This is a genomic window from Rheinheimera salexigens (genome assembly GCF_001752395.1).
In the GTDB taxonomy this organism is placed as follows: Bacteria; Pseudomonadota; Gammaproteobacteria; order Enterobacterales; family Alteromonadaceae; genus Alishewanella; species Alishewanella salexigens.
On the sequence record NZ_MKEK01000001.1, the window covers coordinates 1,151,124 to 1,169,363 of the forward strand.

The 18,240-nt window shown below is 41.3% G+C and carries 18 protein-coding genes; 8 read left to right on the forward strand and 10 right to left on the reverse strand.

From position 1 onward, the window contains the following. Nucleotides 1-15 precede the first annotated feature (15 nt). The 3 genes from BI198_RS05315 to BI198_RS05325 all read left to right on the forward strand — a co-directional run bounded on the left by BI198_RS05315 (nucleotide 16) and on the right by BI198_RS05325 (nucleotide 4,758). Nucleotides 16-2,166 carry a winged helix-turn-helix domain-containing protein gene (locus BI198_RS05315; protein ID WP_070048621.1) on the forward strand — a complete coding sequence of 717 codons (2,151 nt, stop codon included), beginning with the start codon at nucleotides 16-18 and terminating at the stop codon, nucleotides 2,164-2,166. A gap of 84 nt (nucleotides 2,167-2,250) precedes the next feature. Next, nucleotides 2,251-2,481 (forward strand): hypothetical protein, encoded by a 231-nt coding sequence (locus BI198_RS05320; protein WP_070048622.1) that lies wholly within the window; start codon nucleotides 2,251-2,253, stop codon nucleotides 2,479-2,481. A 105-nt stretch (nucleotides 2,482-2,586) separates the two neighbouring features. Beyond that, nucleotides 2,587-4,758, forward strand: coding sequence for a winged helix-turn-helix domain-containing protein (locus BI198_RS05325; RefSeq protein WP_070048623.1), 2,172 nt, complete (start codon nucleotides 2,587-2,589; stop codon nucleotides 4,756-4,758). Here BI198_RS05325 and hemL read toward each other — a convergent pair. From hemL to BI198_RS05345, 4 genes are all read right to left on the reverse strand, one after another. After that, nucleotides 4,755-6,035, reverse strand: coding sequence for a glutamate-1-semialdehyde 2,1-aminomutase (hemL, locus tag BI198_RS05330; protein WP_070048624.1), 1,281 nt, complete (start codon nucleotides 6,033-6,035; stop codon nucleotides 4,755-4,757). The genes BI198_RS05325 and hemL overlap by 4 nt on opposite strands. A gap of 97 nt (nucleotides 6,036-6,132) precedes the next feature. After that, entirely contained in the window at nucleotides 6,133-7,143 is a 1,011-nt protein-coding gene (locus tag BI198_RS05335; RefSeq protein WP_070048625.1) for an aspartate carbamoyltransferase, read from the reverse strand. 96 nt (nucleotides 7,144-7,239) lie between these two features. Next, nucleotides 7,240-7,671 (reverse strand): CopD family protein, encoded by a 432-nt coding sequence (locus BI198_RS05340; RefSeq protein ID WP_070048626.1) that lies wholly within the window; start codon nucleotides 7,669-7,671, stop codon nucleotides 7,240-7,242. Continuing rightward, nucleotides 7,668-9,404, reverse strand: coding sequence for a chloride channel protein (locus BI198_RS05345; protein ID WP_235605253.1), 1,737 nt, complete (start codon nucleotides 9,402-9,404; stop codon nucleotides 7,668-7,670). The genes BI198_RS05340 and BI198_RS05345 overlap by 4 nt, the downstream gene beginning before the upstream one ends. A 138-nt stretch (nucleotides 9,405-9,542) precedes the next feature. On the opposite strand from BI198_RS05345, the gene erpA reads away from it, so the two are divergent. Beyond that, nucleotides 9,543-9,884, forward strand: coding sequence for an iron-sulfur cluster insertion protein ErpA (gene erpA / locus BI198_RS05350; protein ID WP_070048627.1), 342 nt, complete (start codon nucleotides 9,543-9,545; stop codon nucleotides 9,882-9,884). Between the two features lie 45 nt (nucleotides 9,885-9,929). On the opposite strand, the gene BI198_RS16060 is transcribed toward erpA, so the two are convergent. After that, the gene (locus BI198_RS16060) at nucleotides 9,930-10,103 is read right to left on the reverse strand and encodes a hypothetical protein (RefSeq protein WP_201243407.1); all 174 of its coding nucleotides are present in this window, start codon (nucleotides 10,101-10,103) and stop codon (nucleotides 9,930-9,932) included. Nucleotides 10,104-10,359: 256 nt separating this feature from the next. Between BI198_RS16060 and BI198_RS05355 the strand changes: the two genes are divergently transcribed. Beyond that, a complete protein-coding gene (locus BI198_RS05355) occupies nucleotides 10,360-10,608 on the forward strand; it encodes a helix-turn-helix domain-containing protein (RefSeq protein WP_070048628.1) in 249 nt (82 codons plus the stop codon). Nucleotides 10,609-10,648: 40 nt separating this feature from the next. Here the strand turns inward: BI198_RS05355 and BI198_RS05360 are convergent, their stop codons facing one another. The 5 genes from BI198_RS05360 to BI198_RS05380 all read right to left on the reverse strand — a co-directional run bounded on the left by BI198_RS05360 (nucleotide 10,649) and on the right by BI198_RS05380 (nucleotide 14,768). Further along, a complete protein-coding gene (locus BI198_RS05360) occupies nucleotides 10,649-11,977 on the reverse strand; it encodes an AmpG family muropeptide MFS transporter (RefSeq protein ID WP_070048629.1) in 1,329 nt (442 codons plus the stop codon). Between the two features lie 62 nt (nucleotides 11,978-12,039). Continuing rightward, nucleotides 12,040-12,360, reverse strand: a complete 321-nt coding sequence (locus tag BI198_RS05365; RefSeq protein ID WP_070048630.1) for a hypothetical protein — start codon at nucleotides 12,358-12,360, stop codon at nucleotides 12,040-12,042. 53 nt (nucleotides 12,361-12,413) lie between these two features. Next, on the reverse strand, nucleotides 12,414-13,046 hold the full coding sequence (locus tag BI198_RS05370) for a peptidylprolyl isomerase (RefSeq protein ID WP_070048631.1): 633 nt from the start codon (nucleotides 13,044-13,046) through the stop codon (nucleotides 12,414-12,416). A 3-nt stretch (nucleotides 13,047-13,049) separates the two neighbouring features. Further along, a complete protein-coding gene (locus BI198_RS05375; RefSeq protein WP_070048632.1) occupies nucleotides 13,050-13,604 on the reverse strand; it encodes a YajG family lipoprotein in 555 nt (184 codons plus the stop codon). A 3-nt stretch (nucleotides 13,605-13,607) separates the two neighbouring features. Next, nucleotides 13,608-14,768 carry a methyltransferase gene (locus BI198_RS05380; protein ID WP_070048633.1) on the reverse strand — a complete coding sequence of 387 codons (1,161 nt, stop codon included), beginning with the start codon at nucleotides 14,766-14,768 and terminating at the stop codon, nucleotides 13,608-13,610. Nucleotides 14,769-14,973: 205 nt separating this feature from the next. On the opposite strand from BI198_RS05380, the gene bolA reads away from it, so the two are divergent. From bolA to BI198_RS05395, 3 genes are all read left to right on the forward strand, one after another. Then, the gene (gene bolA / locus BI198_RS05385; RefSeq protein ID WP_070048634.1) at nucleotides 14,974-15,288 is read left to right on the forward strand and encodes a transcriptional regulator BolA; all 315 of its coding nucleotides are present in this window, start codon (nucleotides 14,974-14,976) and stop codon (nucleotides 15,286-15,288) included. A 111-nt stretch (nucleotides 15,289-15,399) separates the two neighbouring features. Continuing rightward, nucleotides 15,400-16,593 carry an enoyl-ACP reductase FabV gene (gene fabV / locus BI198_RS05390; RefSeq protein WP_070048635.1) on the forward strand — a complete coding sequence of 398 codons (1,194 nt, stop codon included), beginning with the start codon at nucleotides 15,400-15,402 and terminating at the stop codon, nucleotides 16,591-16,593. A 305-nt stretch (nucleotides 16,594-16,898) separates the two neighbouring features. After that, a complete protein-coding gene (locus BI198_RS05395) occupies nucleotides 16,899-18,239 on the forward strand; it encodes a Na(+)-translocating NADH-quinone reductase subunit A (RefSeq protein ID WP_070048636.1) in 1,341 nt (446 codons plus the stop codon). Nucleotide 18,240: the final 1 nt, after the last annotated feature.

Here is an 18,240-nt window from a genome sequence, read left to right on the forward strand (position 1 = left end):
GCCTTAACTAATATTATGTTTATAAAACCAGACCAACCATTACAGGTAGGCGCGTGGCAGTATTTACCAGAGCAAGATAAACTGGTGAAGTATTCGGCTGAAAATATTATTTGTGAAACGGCTGAGTTAGATAATTTATGCCAAAAAGTACTGAACTACTTTATTTTACATGCGGGTAAGTTAGTTACAAAAGACGAGTTGTTACTGAATGTTTGGGGCATTCAAGATGTCACTGATGGCCGAGTGACACGCGTTATTCGAGTGTTAAGAGTGGCGTTGGGTGATGATACTCGAGAGCCCAACTATATTGAAACCATACCCAAACGCGGATATCGCTTTATCGCACCGGTAACTGCCGTCTCAGCGGTGCTAATAGAAAGTCACGACGGACCAACAACAGAAGTTGTGCCAGTAAAGTCTAAACATTGGATCAATTACTTAGTCAGTGCTGCTGTGATGGTAGTGTTAGGTATAGCAGGCCTTATTTGGTGGCTAAATACAAGCAAAAGCCCAACGGCTGAAGTTAGCACGCCAATGCACCGTTATCGCCATATCACCTCATTAGATGGCTTAGAATTTTATCATAACGCCTCTGCCGACGAGCGCTATTTGGTTTATAGCTATGCCAATCCGCAGCAGGATAAAAGTACCATATTAATGTTAGAGGATTTGCAGCAACGCAAGCGCATAACGCTTACGGATCCAGCTTATAATAGTTTTGGTGCTAGCTTTAATGCTGATGCTAGTAAAGTAGCTTATCAACGCTTATATCCAGACGGTCGCTGTGAGATTAGAATGATCCAGCTCGATCAAACTAATCTTCAGTTACTTAGCGATAATTTATTAGTTAATTGCGCCGAAAATTCGGTCTCTGCAAGATTAAGTTGGTCGCCTGATGGTCGTTATTTAGTGTATCCAGAAATGGATAACCAACAGCGGCAACTGGTGCTGCAACTTTTAGCGATAGATAGCCAAAATCCTGAACAATTAACCGCACCTTCTGCCAGTAGTTTTGGCGATTATGCTGCGCGCTTTTCTCGCCAAGGCGATAAATTAGTATTTTTGCGCGATGCTTCTGGATCTGCACAAATTTGGCTATTAGATTTAACCAGCCGTGCCACCCAATTTTTAGTTGCGATTAAAGATATCTATCCGGGTAATGTTGATTGGAACTTACAGGATACGGCGATTATTTATCCTTCAGGCAATAACACAATTAGTCGGGTAGATATTCAATCTTTACAAAGCAGTATTATTGCTTTTACCGACGATTATGCCAGTGAGCTACAAGTCACCAATTCAGGTAAGGTATTAGTGTCTGCTGGGGACTTTTCTCGGATAAATATTATAAAGACCAATAATCCACTGCATGAAACCGTCGCCGAAAAGCACGTCGCTTTTAGCTCTAATCGTAACGAAACGTATATTGCTGCCAGCCCTATCGAAAATGGTCCGACGGCTGTTGTTTCACGACGCTCTGGTATGCCACAATTATGGTTTTTTTATCCGGACGGCCGTCAAAGCCAAAAAACCTTTTTTACCGAAAGTAAGCGCTTTAGAAGTATTGAGTTTTCGCCTGATGGCAGCCAGTTGTTACTGCAATTAAATAATGAAATCTGGTTGCTCGATGCAGAGCAAAAGTTACAGCATGTTGTGGGTGGAGCGAGCGATATCATCAGTATGCCAAGCTGGTCAAAAAATGCTGAAAATATATATTATGCCCAATCTAAACAAGGCCGTTGGCAAATTATTAGTTACAATCTAGCAAATAAACAATTAGATAGCGTGATCGCGACAGAGCGGGAATTATATTTACAAAGTGCCAAAGCAAATTATACTTTTTGGCGAGATAGTGGCAATAAACAGTTTTATATTCAGCAACAAGGTGGGCTAGCAGAGTTAATTAAGTTAGATATACCAGAAACTCAAATTACATTAACTTTTTCTCTGAGTGAAAAAGGTATTTATTATGCTTATTTACATGGCGGCATGGAATACCAATTACGTTATTATGATTTTTCACAACAAAAATCTATAGTGGTAATTGAGAAGATGCAATTGGGCCGCTTTAGTCTGAGTGCAAATGAAGAGGATATTTATTATCTAGAATATGAGTTTGGTGATATCGATATTGCTGAATTTACGCCGAGTATCGGATCTTTGTAATAAATTTATCGGTTAATTATCGAGTTTAACCATGATTATTTTTATAGATTAGGTTTGTTGCCGACCTAATAATAAGGAATAACGATGGTTTCTATAATTGCATCAAGTATGTTACTTGGCCAGCTTATGCTGAACCAACCGCTCGTAGTCGACCTGGAACAACAACATCATTTCCAAAAGCCAGTTGGTCAGAGTCAGTTACTTGCTTGTACTTGGTTTCCGCTGTGTACTGATCCTGATATATACACTTCTCCTGAGCGAAATAAAGATAAAACAGATACTTCAAGTGACAAAAAGTCTGACAAGCTGGCTTAACGTTTTTGTCGCTTGCCAAATGTGTTAAAGCAAGGCAAATACTAAACATTCTAGTTAGTTAAGGTATACTCCGTTCGATGACACTTATTGTCGAACGGATTTTCTATGTCAGAACTTGAACCTGTAGTGCGTATTGGTGAATGGCAATATCAGGTTATTTACGGTCAATTAAGCCAAATTGATCAACCAACTGATGCAATGATTCGGCTTGAACCTTTATTGCATAGTTTATTAAATTATTTTCTGCTCCAGCCCAATGTCGTGCTAACAAAAGATATGTTGCTGGATAATGTGTGGCCAGCAGATGCGGGCTCTGATGCTGCGGTGATGCGTGCCGTTGGTGCCCTGCGTAAAGTGCTGGGTGATGATGTTAGAGCACCGCGATATATTGCGACCATTCCTAAAAAAGGCTATCGCTGGCTGGCTGAAATTAGCCCGAGCAGTCTGATATCGATAGCGCAGCAATCTGCATTATCAGAGCAGAATGTAGCATTGCATTTAGCCGATACTGCTAAAGCCAATTTAGCACCAGGTAATACAGCTAACTCAACCGAAATATCGTCTTATAGCAAACGGCAAACAGATCATGTTTGGTCGTGGCGATTTGTGATTATTAGCACCTTAGTGTTGCTAGTGGGTAGCGCTGGTTTTGCTTTTATTTTATCGTTGTATACCACCCAGCCACTGTTAAAGTTACCTGATACTATCACGCCTATTAGTGCACTTAATGGTCAAGAGTATTGGCCGATATTAAACACTGAACAAACCCAAGTTATTTATCAACATAGACAGTTAGGTGAAACCAGCTTAGGTTGGGTGCAACAAGACTTACAAAGTCGTCGGGCTCACTTTTTACCCCAACAATATTTAGCACTATCAGCAGCACAGTGGTTAGATAATCAACATATTGTTTTTAGTGGTCAAACCAACCAACTGGCTTGTGCTATTTTTCAACAACAATTATATCCCAAAGTGGCTGACGCTGAATTATTATGGCGCTGTAACCAGTTGCAAGCGCAAGGGTTAATAAAGTGGCAGCAGCAATGGTTATGGTTAGATACTCTAGAATCTAATGATGCAGATAATAACAATAAGCGCTTAGAACTTTGGTCTGGTCAACAGCAGCAACCAGCACAACGATTAGCTTCATATGCATTTATATGGCATAGCGTATCGGCCATGCTAATTCAGCAAGATACCTTGTATTTGTTAGCCCATGAAACAGCAAACAATACTGTGTTGCTGACCGTAGATTTAAATACCACCACACTTAGTTTGTTACAACGTTTTAACCGCAAGATAAATGATATGGCGTGGTGGGATGACACAACCCTATTATTGTCGAGTTTTAATCAAAACTTAATAGTGTATGACTTTAAGGCTAAATCAGAACAAGACCTAGGGCCGTTAACTCGCCCCTTAGCCCAAGCTTCACGTTATCCTGGACAGGTGTTAGCGACACAATACTTAAATTACACTAGTGATATTTATCAAGTTGCTTTGGCTAAAGATTCAACTCGGCAACTTACACCTTGGCAAATGAGTAATAGAAGTGAGTATTTATTAGCCGACAATGGCGAGATGCAGGCTTATATTTCTGAACGCTCAGGGGTGAGTCAAGTTTGGTTACAAAACCTGTCAGGGCAAAGCATCCAGTTGACCAACTTTACTCGGCAACAGCCAATTCAGCAATTATTTTGGCATAAGCAACAATTAATGCTGGTGGTTGATAGCCAGCTAAATGCAATCGATATTGCAACAGGTGAGTTAACATTAGCAAAGCAGCAAGCGAATAGCCAAAGCTTAGGCCGCTACGCCAGTTGTCAGCAACAATTAGTTTGGACAGCGCTAACAGATGGTGATTGGCAATTATTTATGGCGACAGAGCAGGGGACGCAGGCACTTTATTCAGATGTAGCAGATGTGCGTTGTGGAAGAGAACAACAACTAATAATACAACATGCAGCAACGGGGCAATTATCTGTTTTAGCACTAAAAAATCAGCAAGCACAGCTTATACAAAGCTTACCCATAACAATAGACTGGCGTCAGGTCACAAGTGAACAATGGTTTGTGGATGAGAGCGGTATATATTGGTTAAACCCGAATAAGCAAATTTTACAATCATTTCTTTGGCAAGATCAGCAGATGCGAGACCACACTTGGTTTCAGCCGGCTTGGCCACTGGCTATATACAGTAATGGCAATGGCCTAGGTTATATCGTACAACCTAGGCCATTTGATACCGATATTGTTTGGTTACAACATCGACGCTAAAGCGCGGCGAAGCTTTGTTCAGCAGCAGCAATAGTGTGGGCAATATCGGCGTCAGAGTGGGCTAATGAGATAAAGCCGGCTTCATAGGCAGACGGCGCTAAATATACACCCTGTTGTAGCATTAAGTGAAAGAAGCGATTAAAGGCGGCAATATCACATTGGGTTGCTTGAGCAAAGTTGCTGACGTTAGCTTCTGTGGTGAAAAACAAACCAAACATAGCACCAACTTGGTTAGTTGCTAGGGGCACACCGTGTTTTTTAGCTGCAGCGGCAATACCACTGACTAATACCCGGGTTTTTTCGGTTAAAGCTTCATACACACCAGGTTTACTTAGCTCGGTCAATGACGCTAAACCAGCAGCCATAGCAATTGGGTTGCCCGATAGAGTACCCGCCTGATATACCGGACCTAAAGGTGCTATGTGGTGCATAATTTCTCGTTTACCGCCAAACGCGCCTACCGGCATGCCGCCGCCAATTATTTTACCTAAAGTGGTTAAGTCAGGTTTTACATCATAAAACGCCTGAGCACCGCCTAAAGCGACCCTAAAGCCGGTCATCACTTCATCAAATATCAGCACTGCACCATATTGGTCACATAGTTGGCGTAAGCCTTGTAAAAAGCCTTGGGCTGGTGGAATGCAGTTCATATTGCCTGCAACCGGTTCTACAATAATACAGGCAATATCATCGCCATGATTTTCAAAGGTTTGTTTAAGTTGGGCTAAATTGTTAAATTCACAGGTAAGGGTATATTTAGCAAAGTCGGCAGGTACGCCAGGAGAATTTGGTACGCCTAAAGTTAACGCGCCAGAGCCGGCTTTAACTAATAACGAGTCAGCATGGCCATGATAGCAGCCTTCAAACTTAACGATGGTATTGCGATTGGTATAACCGCGGGCTAAACGAATGGCGCTCATGGTGGCTTCAGTGCCTGAGCTGACCATGCGAACCATTTCCATGCTTGGTACTAATTTAGTGACCATTTCTGCCATATCGACTTCAGCCGCACAAGGCGCGCCAAAGCTTAAGCCTTTTTCAGCTGCATCTATAACAGCTTGGCGAATATTAGGATGATTATGGCCTAGTAACATAGGTCCCCAAGAACCAATGTAATCAATATAGCGCTTACCATCGACGTCAAACATGTAAGCACCGTCTGCATGATCGATAAATACTGGCGTACCGCCAACACTGCTAAAAGCACGAACGGGTGAGTTAACGCCACCAGGGATAGTACGTTGAGCGCGGGCAAATAGTTGTTCTGAAATCGACATAGAGATTAAATTCCAATAATTAACATCAATAATTAAATAGTAAGCAGTATGCTAGGGATAAAACTGTACTTTACAAATATGCTTAATAATTTTGTTATTAAACATTTTTGTGGCTAAACCAAGGCACTGAGCATTCATAATCTTGAACTTTATCAGCCACACCTAAGGTTAAGGCAAATAACGCCATGCGAACTAAAATGCCATTATCAGCTTGGCGAAAAATGGCTAAATTAGGGTTAAGGTTTAAGTCGTTATCTAACTCATTTGCTTCCTCGCGTGAGTCTCGCGGCAATGGATGCATAATGACGGTATTTGACTTGCAATAACGGGTATAAATTTGCTGATTTAAGCGAAATTTACCGCGATATAAATTGGCTTCATCTTTTGAACTGAAACGCTCTTCTTGGATCCGCGTTTGATACACTATATCAGCACTGAGGTTACCTTCTAAGCGGTCGGTAATCGTCACTTTATGGCCAGCATTCTCAATGGCACTGATAATGTCATCCGGCATAGCTAACGCGCTAGGGGCTATTAAGGTAAAGCGAATATTATTAAATAAGCATAACAGCTTAGATAATGAGTGCACAGTACGGCCATGTTTAAGATCACCCACCATAGCGATATGCATGCCATCTACTGTTAAGCCTGAAGATGCCAGTTCGCGTTCAATGGTAAATAAATCTAACAAAGCTTGGGTAGGATGCTCGTTAGCACCGTCGCCACCGTTAATAACCGGCACTCGACTGCCTAAGGCAAACTCGGCAACAGAGCCTGCTTGCGGATGGCGCATGGCGATCACATCGCTATAACTGCTAATCACTCGAGCGGTATCAAATAACGATTCACCTTTAGCTAAGGCCGAGCTTTCCATACCGGTGGTTTCTCTTACTTCACCACCTAGTAAATTAAAAGCACAGCCAAAACTCACTCGGGTTCGGGTACTGGCTTCAAAAAATAAATTACCTAAAATAGCACCTTCTAACACTTTAGTGCGTTTATTACGGCTAGCATAAGGGGCCATATTGCGGGCAATGTTAAAAATATTTTGAATACTATCGCGGTCAAATTGATGTACAGAAAGAATATGTTCGCCTGTGAAACTCATACATAGTGCTCATGTCGGTAAGAAGTTATCACTGCCGGAATCGGCCAGTTAGTGCTGGCTATTATAGCCAAAAATGCTGCTTAAAAGCGAATAAGATCAGAACGGTTTAAGCACAGCCAGTAATATAATGGCTAATAACACTAGTACTGGAAGTTCATTAAATACGCGATAAAACCGTGAGCTACGTTGATTTCTATTCTGCTTAAAGTCGGCTAACAATTTAAAGCAATAACCATGATATACATATAAAGCCAACACTAGTAGCAACTTAGCATGTAGCCAATAACTTAGTTTAAACCAAGCTACGCCATAGCTATAGATAAGCAGCAGGCCAAATACTAAGGTTAGAATGGCAAAGGGTGACACAAAATAAAGTAATCTACGCTCCATCACTTTAAATTGCTGATCGCAGTCGACACTGCTTGTTTCAGCATGATAGACAAATAATCGCGGCAGATAAAAAAGACCGGCAAACCAGGCAACCATAAAAAAAATGTGTAAGGCTTTATAAACTAATATCGTTGTCATAATAAATTATTCTGTTTAACCAATAAGCTGCGTACTTGATCCCAACGAATAATACCAATTAACTGACAGGGATCTTGTTGTTTATAAATATAGACGGCACCTTCACGAGGTTGGTCTAAGATAGCAAATACTTCAGCCAATGTTACCTGATGGCTAAGGCCGACTAATGGCGTGTATTGTAACGGGCTGTCACCGGTCATGGATAATTGCACATCGTAACTTGCTAGAAAGAATTGGGTATCATTACCTTCACCACGTCTAACTAACACTTGTGCTGGAGGGGTTAAATTATCTAAAGCCTGCATCACGGCAGTGTCATCAGGGTTATCTAGTAATTGATAATTAGTGTCCAGCATGGCTAAGGCGCCCACTTTTTGCAGGACATCGTCGGCGGGGGATAATTTATACGGCATTTGTAAGAAGTCTAGTTGTAATAAAAAAATCGATTTATTATTGAATAACTGCACCGCAGTGACATAAGCGGTGGCAATAACCAACATAGCCGGCACGATAATAGTGGGGTTATGAGCTAATTCCATCACGGCAACTAATGCCGCTAATGGCGCGTGCATGGTCGCAGCCATTAATCCTGCCATGCCTAAGACGGCGTAAGTACCGGCAAGACTGTTGTCACCGGTAACGAGCGCGGGTACTATCGCTAATAAGGTGCCCAACACAATGCCAATACCAAAAATAGGGCCAATCACGCCACCCGGCACGCCTAAACCTAAGGCAAATAAGGTTAGCAGCATTTTACCAATAAAAATGGTGACCAATAAACTGATATCATCAGGTGCATTAACAGCATAAAAAATAGCGCCTGTTTCCGCGCCCATGGCTAAAGGAATAGCATAACCAATAGCCGCAGTAATAACACCGGCCAAGCAAAGTCGAACCATTAATGGCCAGTTTTTAAATAGTTTAAGTAAAAACATTAAATTACTATTAAACACGTAAGCGATAACACCAAAAATAATGCCGCAGATCACTAAGTAGGGCAGATGCCAGCCACTAATCGCCACGATATCTAATAAGGCCAACTCTGATGTGTTATCAAACACCGCTTGGGTCATTAAAGAGCCGACAACAGAAGCCAGCATGATAGGGATAAAAACATGTACCCGATATTCGCGTAACACCACTTCCATCACAAATAAGACTGCGGCTAAAGGGGTATTAAACGATGCTGAAATGCCCGCCGCGATACCGCAGCCGGCTAAAATACGAATACTATTAAACGGCAGCTGTAAATATTTGCCGATGGTGCTGGCGCCATAAGCACCTAAATGAACCGAAGGGCCTTCTCGGCCTACAGAGAAGCCACTGCTTAATGCTAAGATACCGCCAAAAAATTGATTAAATGTATTTCGAAAAGGCATAACGCCGTATTTTAATTTAATTCGGCTAATAACAAAGGGAATACCTAAGCGATAATGCTTATAGCCAGTAATAGCAGCAATAAGACCAATTAATATTGCACCGCCGATGGGTAACATCCAGCGAATATCTGCAGGAACGGTGGAGAAATCATCGCTTTTATCCAGAAAAAACAACTGAATACCAATAATGGCTAAGCGAAATAAAATAATCAGCAACGCCGCAACCAAACCACCTAGCATAGCCAGTAAGCATAATTGCCAAGAGGTCTGGGCCAGCGCTAAACGGCGCTGCAAGGAAGGAAGCCAAATTTTCCAGCGTTGCATAGTTAACACTGCTAAAAAGGTATTTGACATAAGTGTAACATAAGCTGTTGATAGGGCAGTGCAAACATTATGCTGATGTTTAATTTAATTGGCTAATAGTGGCTAATACTTGAATAAAACAGTCAAGTATTAGATAATTTGAGTCTAGCGTTAACCGATGGAGTTTATATGTCAGATCCGGCAGTGCCAATTGAGTTTAGTGAAGCGGCAGCAAAAAAAGTCGCATTATTAGTTACTGAAGAGGAAAATCCGGCATTAAAGCTACGGGTGTATATTACCGGTGGCGGTTGCTCAGGTTTTCAATACGGTTTTACGTTTGACGAAAAAGTGAATGACGGTGATTTTGTCATTGAAAAGCAAGGTGTTTCAATGGTAGTTGACCCTATGAGCTTACAATACTTAATGGGCGGTATAGTCGATTATACTGAAGGCTTGCAAGGCAGCCGTTTTATCATTCAAAACCCGAATGCAACTACAACATGCGGTTGTGGTTCGTCGTTCTCAGTTTAAGCGGCTTAGTCGCGAATGGTTTAATTAATATTGCTCACACAGTGGCTAACGCTGGGTGAGCTGTATTAATATTGTCAGCATGGCCGCAACGGCTATATTAAAAGCAATAATGTAGCCAAAGCCTTTCCAGCCTTGCCGAATAGTCCAATTATGCGACTTTAAATACCAAAACCAGATTGCACACATAATTAATGGTAGAAAATACAATATTTTAATCATTGGTTAAATTAAACTCATCATCAATAAAAGTTGCTAAAGCTATACTTGAACTATACTAGCATTGTTTCGCTAGGCGAATATAGCCGCGTTATACTTCCCGATAGTTAAGTTTTTTTTTGAGCTTGCTGTACGCCTGTCGTATCCTGTGGTTTAATTAACCGATTTATATTGCTTATTGCATTTGCAATAAGGTTTTTATGTATGCAGGAAGTATATTTATTATTGCACAAGCGTTAAGCGCTGGGAGAATAAGAACATGAAAGGTACTAAAAGTGTCACGTCAGATGAAAACAAACGCTTATGTGTTTGGTTAAAGCGGCAACGTCAAGAAAAAGGCCATACCATGCGTAGCCTGTCAGAAATTCTAGGCACGCCACATTCTTTTATTGGTAAAGTTGAGAATCAAGAGCGCCGACTTGATGTCATTGAGTTTGTTCGTTATTGCCAAGCACTAGATATTGATCCTGTAGAAGGATTAAAGCAAGTATTAGACAACAACACTTAGTTACTCGTGTACAGCAACCTGTTGTCTTGAAAAAACACCGCTAATTGGCGGTGTTTTCGATTTTAGGCTTAAACTTTTGCAGTAATAAAATTAAGACTAATGCGGGTAAACCCAATAAAGCGGTCATAATAAAAAACTGATTATAGCCAAGGTGCTGCACCATAACACCAGAGAACCCGCCAACAAATTTCGGTAGTAGCAGCATTAGCGAGCTAAAAATGGCATATTGGGTCGCGGTAAATGCTAAATTGACCAAAGAAGATAAATACGCAATAAAGGCGCTAGTAGCGATACCTGCACTAAGGTTATCAGCCGAAATTACTAAAGTTAACCATGTTAAGTCATGCCCAATAGTACTTAAAGTAGCAAACAGTAAGTTAGTGGCTGCACTTAAAATAGCGCCTAAAAATAAAATCCGTAAGGTACCAAATTGGTTTATCAGTATCCCGCCTAAAGCTGCGCCAACTAGTGTCATAATAACACCGAATATTTTCGAAATACTGGCTATTTCTTCTTTGGTGTAGCCCATATCAACATAAAAGGTATTGGCCATTACGCCCATAACAATATCAGATAATCGATAGCAGGAAATTAAGCCTAAAATTAATAAGGCATGCCATTTATAGCGTTGAATAAAATCAATAAAAGAGGCTAAAACCGCCGTTTTAAGCCAATTAAATAAATTAAAGCTGCCAGCTTGTTTAGCACTTTGCTGTAATTGGCTAGCGGGTTCTTTGCTTAATAGTGTTGTTAACACACCGGGCAGCATACATAAAGCCATAGTAGCGTAAGTGAGTTGCCAAGCTGTTAACTCATACTCTTTACCCGTTGAATATAATGCCGCTAACCATAAGGTACCGGCTGACGCTAAAATCATGGCTAAACGGTAGCCTGTCAGATAAGCCGCGGCTAAAGCTGCTTGTAACTCTTCAGGGGCGGTTTCTATGCGAAAAGCATCGACATTAATATCTTGGGTGGCTGAAGCAAAAGCTAATAAAACGGCAAAGGCTGCCATTAAGGCTAAATTTTGTTGCGGATCAGTAAATGCCATCGCGGCTATAGCGGCGATTACGGTTATCTGCGATAACAATAACCAACTACGGCGACGACCAAAGCGGGTATGGAGAAAAGGCAGATGCAAATGATCGGCTAGCGGTGACCACAGCCATTTAAAAGCATAAGCTAAAGCTACCCAGCTAAAATAGCCGATCTCAGCACGAGATACCCCCGCTTCGCGTAGCCAAAAAGATAGCACGCCAAACACCAGCATCAATGGTAAACCGCTGGAAAAGCCTAAGATAAAAATGCTTAAAACGCGACGTTGAAAATAAATATGCAGGCCACGTAGGCCGTTAATGATAAAAGACAAATGAGGTACTCGACAACTTAAACAGCTGTTACTTTACTGTTGATTTAAATTAGGTCAAGTGATTATGGTCTAATACCAACACAGTTTTTCGGCGCTATGCCATAGCCCTTTAAATAACGCAGGCAGTCTTGAATACTTTGGCGTAGTTGCAGATCATATTGTAGGTAAGGTTCAGGCCAAAATTCTAGTTGGTGTAATAAATGCCAAAATACCCGCTCTTGCGCACTGCATTCAAGTGGATAATTAAGCTTATGTTGGGCCCATTCCTCTAGCGTATCCCAAATAAATAAATGTAATTCGCTATACGCTAGGCGGCCAGAAAAATAGCCTGAAATGTAATAAATTAACTGCTGTGATTTAATATCAATAAAATGTTCAAACATAATGCACCACAGACAATCCTAAAACAGAGCGATTAAGGCAAGTATAGTCTGTTTTATAATTCTGGCTCGGCTAGTACGGTAATCATTTTAATCACAATTGGCTCGACTGGTACATTGGGCCAACCTAGCGCTACCGAGACATCTGTCGCTTGCTGACGCATCGTTTCGAGTACTGTTTCACCGCCAGTAATGCGACCAAAAACGGTATACCCCCAACGTGAACCTGGGTCTAAATTAGCATTATCTTTTAAATTAAAGAAAAACTGACTGGTGGCACTGTGCGGATCATTTAATCTTGCCATGGCAATAGTGGCATATTGATTTTTCAAACCATTACCAGACTCATTAATGATAGGTTCTCGCTCTAAAATAGCTCTGAAATCGGTATTGTAACCGCCGCCTTGTACTACATAATCAGGCTCTAAGCGATGAAAAAGCGTATTGTTATAACGCTTTTCTTTGACATAACTGAGAAAATTATTGACGGTAATGGGGGCGCGACTGCGATCAAGCTCTACTTCAATATCGCCCAAAGTAGTACTGATCAATACTTTAGGATATAAATTGTTGGGCTGAATAAATTGGCCAGGGTCAGCCAGCGCATTCATACTACAACTTAATAGTACTGTAAATAATACGGTTAATAGTACTTTTAATACAGATGCTGATAGCAGTCGATTTATCATTGTTTAACTCCGTAAAAACTCTTGCCAGCTATTATCTTGTAATAGTTGGTTTAAAACTTTTTCGGTTAACTCTCTCAAGTCACGCTCAACAACTGCCACGTCCATTTTAAAAGGACCCGTAGTGTTACCGTCGCCAGAGTAAGTTTTATTAAACTCACCGGCGGCAGTTTTAACATTAACTGTCAATGCGACTTGGTTAGTCACTGTATGATCCAACGTATTCTGCTGCACTAATGCCTGTAACTGGGCTATTTGGATTTTCACTTGATTAGTGCTATTGCTATCAAGCGCCGCACCTTGCTGAGTTAAAGTTTGGGCAACTGTATTTTGTAAATGGGCAACTAAGTTATTACTGGTTTTAAGTTGGTAACTTTTACCGTCTTTCATTACCCTTAGGGTATAAGGCATAGCACGATTATCTAGCACTATTAAACTAAACTGGCTTTGGCTTAACAGTTGACTTGGCGCTGCAAATGCCTGTGGCGCTAAAATAAATCTAGTTGGGTTATTGCTACATGAGCTCACTAACAGTAATGCTAAAACCAGTAAATAACGCATTGCTTAACTCCTTTTGATGGCTTCTAAAATAACAAATTTAGGGCCGGTAGCTAACAGTCGGCAATTACCAAATAGGCGTTGTAGAACTTCGGTATAATTTAAATGACGATTGGCCACAATACGGAAATAGCCGCCTTGTTTAAGCACCCGCTTGGCATCGGTAAACATTTGGTTAGCAATGTGCCGAGTGACTTCTTGTTGTTGATGGAACGGCGGGTTACATAGAATATAATCTACTGACTTATCGGCTTGCTGCTGTAAGCAGTCATCGATAACAAATTCACATTGGGCTAATTGCTCAGGTAAATTATTGGCAATAGTTTGCCGAGCTGAATCTATAGCCATATAGGATTCGTCAGTCATAATCATTTTGATAGTGCTATTTTGTTGTAGCAACTTAAGACCCAGCACGCCGTTACCACAGCCAAGATCAATCACAGTTTGATTATCTTGTAATTGTGGTAAATGCTTGAGAAACACCCGAGCACCTAAATCAAGTTTTTCGCGTGAAAACACATTAGCATGATTAACCACTTTAAAACTGGTGCCTTCTAAAGGCCAAACTATAGGGAATTCAACCGCTTTGTTTTGCGCAGTGGCTGGATTAACCTGGCTTTGTATGAGGCGGCATTTTTTCACCGTCAATGACGCTGAGCTTGGGCCTAGTAACTGTTCAAATATCGCCATAACATTGCGAGTAATGTCTTTAGCTTTGGCGCTGGCATAAATAATCGTCTCTGGGGTAGCGACGGTTGCAAGCTGCTGCAAAATAAATTGTAAATAACTATGGTTATTAGGCAATTTAAGTAAAACAATATCTGCAGTGGGGTAATTATCTAAGCTAGTAAGCTGAGTTAATTGTTCTGCTGGCAGATTATTTTGCTGACGATTATATAAAGTACCTTGGGCAGCAAGTAGCGAATCATTGATTTGAGTCTGTTGGCAACCGGCTAAAGCACAAGATAATGCACCGTAACTATCATTTATAATAAGTACGTTAGGCTGACGCTGATGCGTTGTTGTAAAGCTAGCAATGGCTGCAACAGCATGAGTGATCAGCAATTCATCGGCAGCGTCCCAAGCTTGTAAGCTAGAATTATGCTGGTTTAATGGCCAACGCTGTAATTGCCAAGTACCGGTTTCACTTTCAAAGTTAATATTCATAACAACACATCTAATAAAATAAGGACCCTATTTTGCCATGTCGGTGCGATAGCGACAACTAACAAAATCAACTGTAACGATTTAAGGCAATAGGATAGTAACTTTTCACTGGCTTTCTGGCTGTCAAAGTTTGGCGTATAGTATGCCGCGAGTTATATTTAGTAGGTTGATTAACGGCTGTATTAGCAGCGCAAGGATTTATATAATGGTTATATACCAGATTATAGAGCAGAAGTTACGCCAGGCATTCACGCCAACATTTTTACAAGTGACTAATGAAAGCTACAAGCATAATGTTGCAGAGGGGTCTGAGTCACATTTTAATGTGACTGTTGTTAGTAGCCTTTTTGCTGAACAGCGTTTGTTGCAGCGGCATAGGGCTGTTAATACTGTGTTAGCTGAAGAGTTAGCGCAGCATATTCATGCCTTGGCCATCCATACTTATACGCCGCAAGAATGGAGTGAACAACAAGCTGAACAAGTGCCTGCCTCGCCTAATTGTTATGGTGGTGGCAAGTAAATTTGGGCAGCATAAACAGTATGTCGGCTAAGCGTTTAGCTGATCCGACCTGTTTTTGCTGGTAAAGTTTTACACTAGCGACAATTTTTCGCAATAACAGCAGGAGCTGTCATGGTTATTCAACCGAAAATTCGTGGTTTTATTTGTACTAATGCGCATCCAGTGGGTTGTGCTGAGCATGTTAATGAACAGATTGAGTACGTTAAGGCGTTAGGCGATATTAGCCAAGGCCCTAAAAATGTACTGGTTATAGGTTCATCAACCGGTTATGGCTTAGCGTCACGTATTACCGCCGCTTTTGGTTCAGGCGCTAAAACCTTAGGTATCTTTTTTGAAAAAGAACCTAGTGAAACTAAAACCGCTTCAGCGGGTTGGTACAATACCGTCGCATTTGAACAAGCTGCCGATGCTGCAGGTTTATGGAATAAACATATTAATGGTGATGCTTTTACCGATGAGTTAAAAGCCCAAGCAATCGATATTATTCGCCAAGAAATGGGTAAAATTGATTTAGTGGTTTATAGCTTAGCCGCCCCTAGACGCAAAGATCCGGTCACGGGCGACGTGTATAGTTCGGTATTAAAGCCAATTGGTGAAGCCTATACTGCTAAAACTTTAAATACCAGTAAGCGTGAAATTGAGCATGTGTCAGTAGAACCGGCTAATGACGAAGAAATATTTAACACTATAAAAGTCATGGGTGGGGAAGATTGGGAACGCTGGTTAAACCAACTGGATGGCGCGGGCGTATTAGCTGATAACTGCCAAACGGTTGCTTATACTTATATTGGTGAAAAATTAACCTGGCCAATTTATGGTAAAGCGACCATTGGCCGGGCCAAAGAAGATTTAGATCGCGCGGCAACAGCCATAACTGACAAGCTTTCTCGGATTAAAGGTAAAGCTTATGTTGCGTCGTTAAAAGCGTTAGTTACCCAAGCCAGTTCAGCTATTCCCATTATGCCGTTATATATTTCATTATTATATCGGGTGATGAAAGAAGAGGGCACGCATGAGGGCTGTATCGAACAAATAAACGGTTTATTCCGCGAAGGTTTATACAGTGCAACACCGACTTTAGATGATGCCGGGCGCTTACGCCAAGATGGTAAAGAGCTGAGTGATCACATTCAACAAGCGGTAACAGATTTGTGGCATGAAGTAACAACAGAAACTATTGATACCTTGACTGATTATAAAGGCTATCACAGTGAGTTTTTACGTTTGTTTGGCTTTGGTTACGACCATGTTGATTATAATGCTGACGTGCAAGCTCAGCTGCCTTTAAAAAACTTGGTTAAATAAAGTCAGCCAAATAGTTAGCACGGTACGCATAAGCTTTCACTAGAACGATAATGAAAACGCTTGGTTTAATCTAAGGATAAACTGCGACGTAGACCAAGCGTCGATTTACTCGGCTCATTTGCCGGAAAATTTACGTTTTAGCATAGATAGGTGATCGTATTAGTGCTAGAATTCGCGACTTTAATACGTGTATCCGCTGACAAAATGAACAGGCACTGACCTGAATTTGTTCTTCGGATGCGCTGCGCGGTGAGCAGCTGAAAAACTAGGTCCTGTTTCTTCCAATAATAGTAGTGCAAGTACGTATGATAAAACTCAAGAAAGGCTTGGACATTCCCCTATCGGGCAGTCCTAAACAAGAGATAAGTACCGGCAATAGCATCAAAACCGTAGCGGTATTGGGCGAAGAATATGTTGGTATGCGACCGACTATGTCGGTTGAAGTAGGTGATAGCGTAAAAAAAGGTCAGATACTTTTTGAAGATAAAAAGAATCTGGGCGTTAAGTTTACCGCACCTGTTGCAGGTACTGTCACAGCAATAAATCGAGGCGCTAAGCGTGTGTTGCAATCTGTTGTAATAACAGCAGAGGGTGATGCAGCAGAAAAGTTTGCTAGCTATCCAGCTAATCAGTTGGCTGGTTTAAGTGCTGAACAGGTTAAGCAAAACTTAGCTGAGTCAGGTCTTTGGGTAGCATTACGTACCCGACCTTACAGCCAATCTCCAGCGCTAGACAGCTCGCCTAAGGCGATATTTGTTAATGCCATGGATAGCAACCCGTTAGCGGCAGATCCCAGTGTTATTATTGCAGCTAATGCTGAAGCCTTTACGCATGGCTTAACCGTACTATCTACTTTAACCGCAGGTAATAAATTATATCTGTGTAAAAAAGCAGGCAGTACTGTACCTAGCATATCTCAAGCAGAAGTTGCTGAGTTTGATGGCCCACATCCATCGGGTTTAGTTGGCACTCATATTCACTTCTTAGATAGCGCCAGTGCTAAAAATATTGTTTGGCACATTGGTTATCAAGACGTAATTGCCATAGGTAAATTGTTTACTACTGGCGAACTATTCAATGAGCGGGTTATTTCATTAGCCGGTCCTGTAGTGAAATCACCGCGTTTAGTGAAAACCATTTTAGGTGCATCTGTTAGCGAGTTAACTGCAGGTGAGTTACAAGAGGGTCAACAACGTATTATTTCTGGCTCTGTGTTAGCAGGAACTAATGCTCATGGTGTTCATGGCTATCTAGGGCGTTTCCATAACCAATTATCGGTTTTAGCCGAAGGTAATGATAAAGCTTTCTTAGGTTGGTTAGCACCAGGTGCAACTAAATTTTCGGTAACACGCGCGTATTTAGCACATTTAAATCCGAAACGACTGTTTAATATGACCACAACAACTAATGGTTCGCCGCGTTCTATGGTACCAATCGGTAACTATGAGCGAGTTATGCCATTGGATATATTGCCGACATTATTACTACGAGATTTAATTTCTGGTGATACTGATGAAGCGCAAGCTTTAGGTTGTCTAGAATTGGACGAAGAAGATTTGGCACTGTGTACCTTTGTTTGTCCTGGTAAATACGATTACGGTACTATTTTACGTGATTGCTTGACGACCATTCAGAAGGAAGGCTAGT

Excerpts from the sequence above, each read along its gene's own strand:
- BI198_RS05355 (WP_070048628.1), top strand. The coding sequence starts at position 10,360 with ATGAAAGGTACTAAAAGTGTCACGTCAGATGAAAACAAACGCTTATGT.
- BI198_RS05370 (WP_070048631.1), bottom strand. The coding sequence starts at position 13,046 with ATGATAAATCGACTGCTATCAGCATCTGTATTAAAAGTACTATTAACC.
- BI198_RS05395 (WP_070048636.1), top strand. The coding sequence starts at position 16,899 with ATGATAAAACTCAAGAAAGGCTTGGACATTCCCCTATCGGGCAGTCCT.
- BI198_RS05335 (WP_070048625.1), bottom strand. The coding sequence starts at position 7,143 with ATGAGTTTCACAGGCGAACATATTCTTTCTGTACATCAATTTGACCGC.
- BI198_RS05345 (WP_235605253.1), bottom strand. The coding sequence starts at position 9,404 with ATGTCAAATACCTTTTTAGCAGTGTTAACTATGCAACGCTGGAAAATT.
- BI198_RS05380 (WP_070048633.1), bottom strand. The coding sequence starts at position 14,768 with ATGAATATTAACTTTGAAAGTGAAACCGGTACTTGGCAATTACAGCGT.
- BI198_RS05375 (WP_070048632.1), bottom strand. The coding sequence starts at position 13,604 with ATGCGTTATTTACTGGTTTTAGCATTACTGTTAGTGAGCTCATGTAGC.
- BI198_RS05320 (WP_070048622.1), top strand. The coding sequence starts at position 2,251 with ATGGTTTCTATAATTGCATCAAGTATGTTACTTGGCCAGCTTATGCTG.
- bolA (WP_070048634.1), top strand. The coding sequence starts at position 14,974 with ATGGTTATATACCAGATTATAGAGCAGAAGTTACGCCAGGCATTCACG.
- BI198_RS16060 (WP_201243407.1), bottom strand. The coding sequence starts at position 10,103 with ATGATTAAAATATTGTATTTTCTACCATTAATTATGTGTGCAATCTGG.
- erpA (WP_070048627.1), top strand. The coding sequence starts at position 9,543 with ATGTCAGATCCGGCAGTGCCAATTGAGTTTAGTGAAGCGGCAGCAAAA.
- BI198_RS05365 (WP_070048630.1), bottom strand. The coding sequence starts at position 12,360 with ATGTTTGAACATTTTATTGATATTAAATCACAGCAGTTAATTTATTAC.
- BI198_RS05325 (WP_070048623.1), top strand. The coding sequence starts at position 2,587 with ATGTCAGAACTTGAACCTGTAGTGCGTATTGGTGAATGGCAATATCAG.
- hemL (WP_070048624.1), bottom strand. The coding sequence starts at position 6,035 with ATGTCGATTTCAGAACAACTATTTGCCCGCGCTCAACGTACTATCCCT.
- BI198_RS05315 (WP_070048621.1), top strand. The coding sequence starts at position 16 with ATGTTTATAAAACCAGACCAACCATTACAGGTAGGCGCGTGGCAGTAT.
- fabV (WP_070048635.1), top strand. The coding sequence starts at position 15,400 with ATGGTTATTCAACCGAAAATTCGTGGTTTTATTTGTACTAATGCGCAT.
- BI198_RS05340 (WP_070048626.1), bottom strand. The coding sequence starts at position 7,671 with ATGACAACGATATTAGTTTATAAAGCCTTACACATTTTTTTTATGGTT.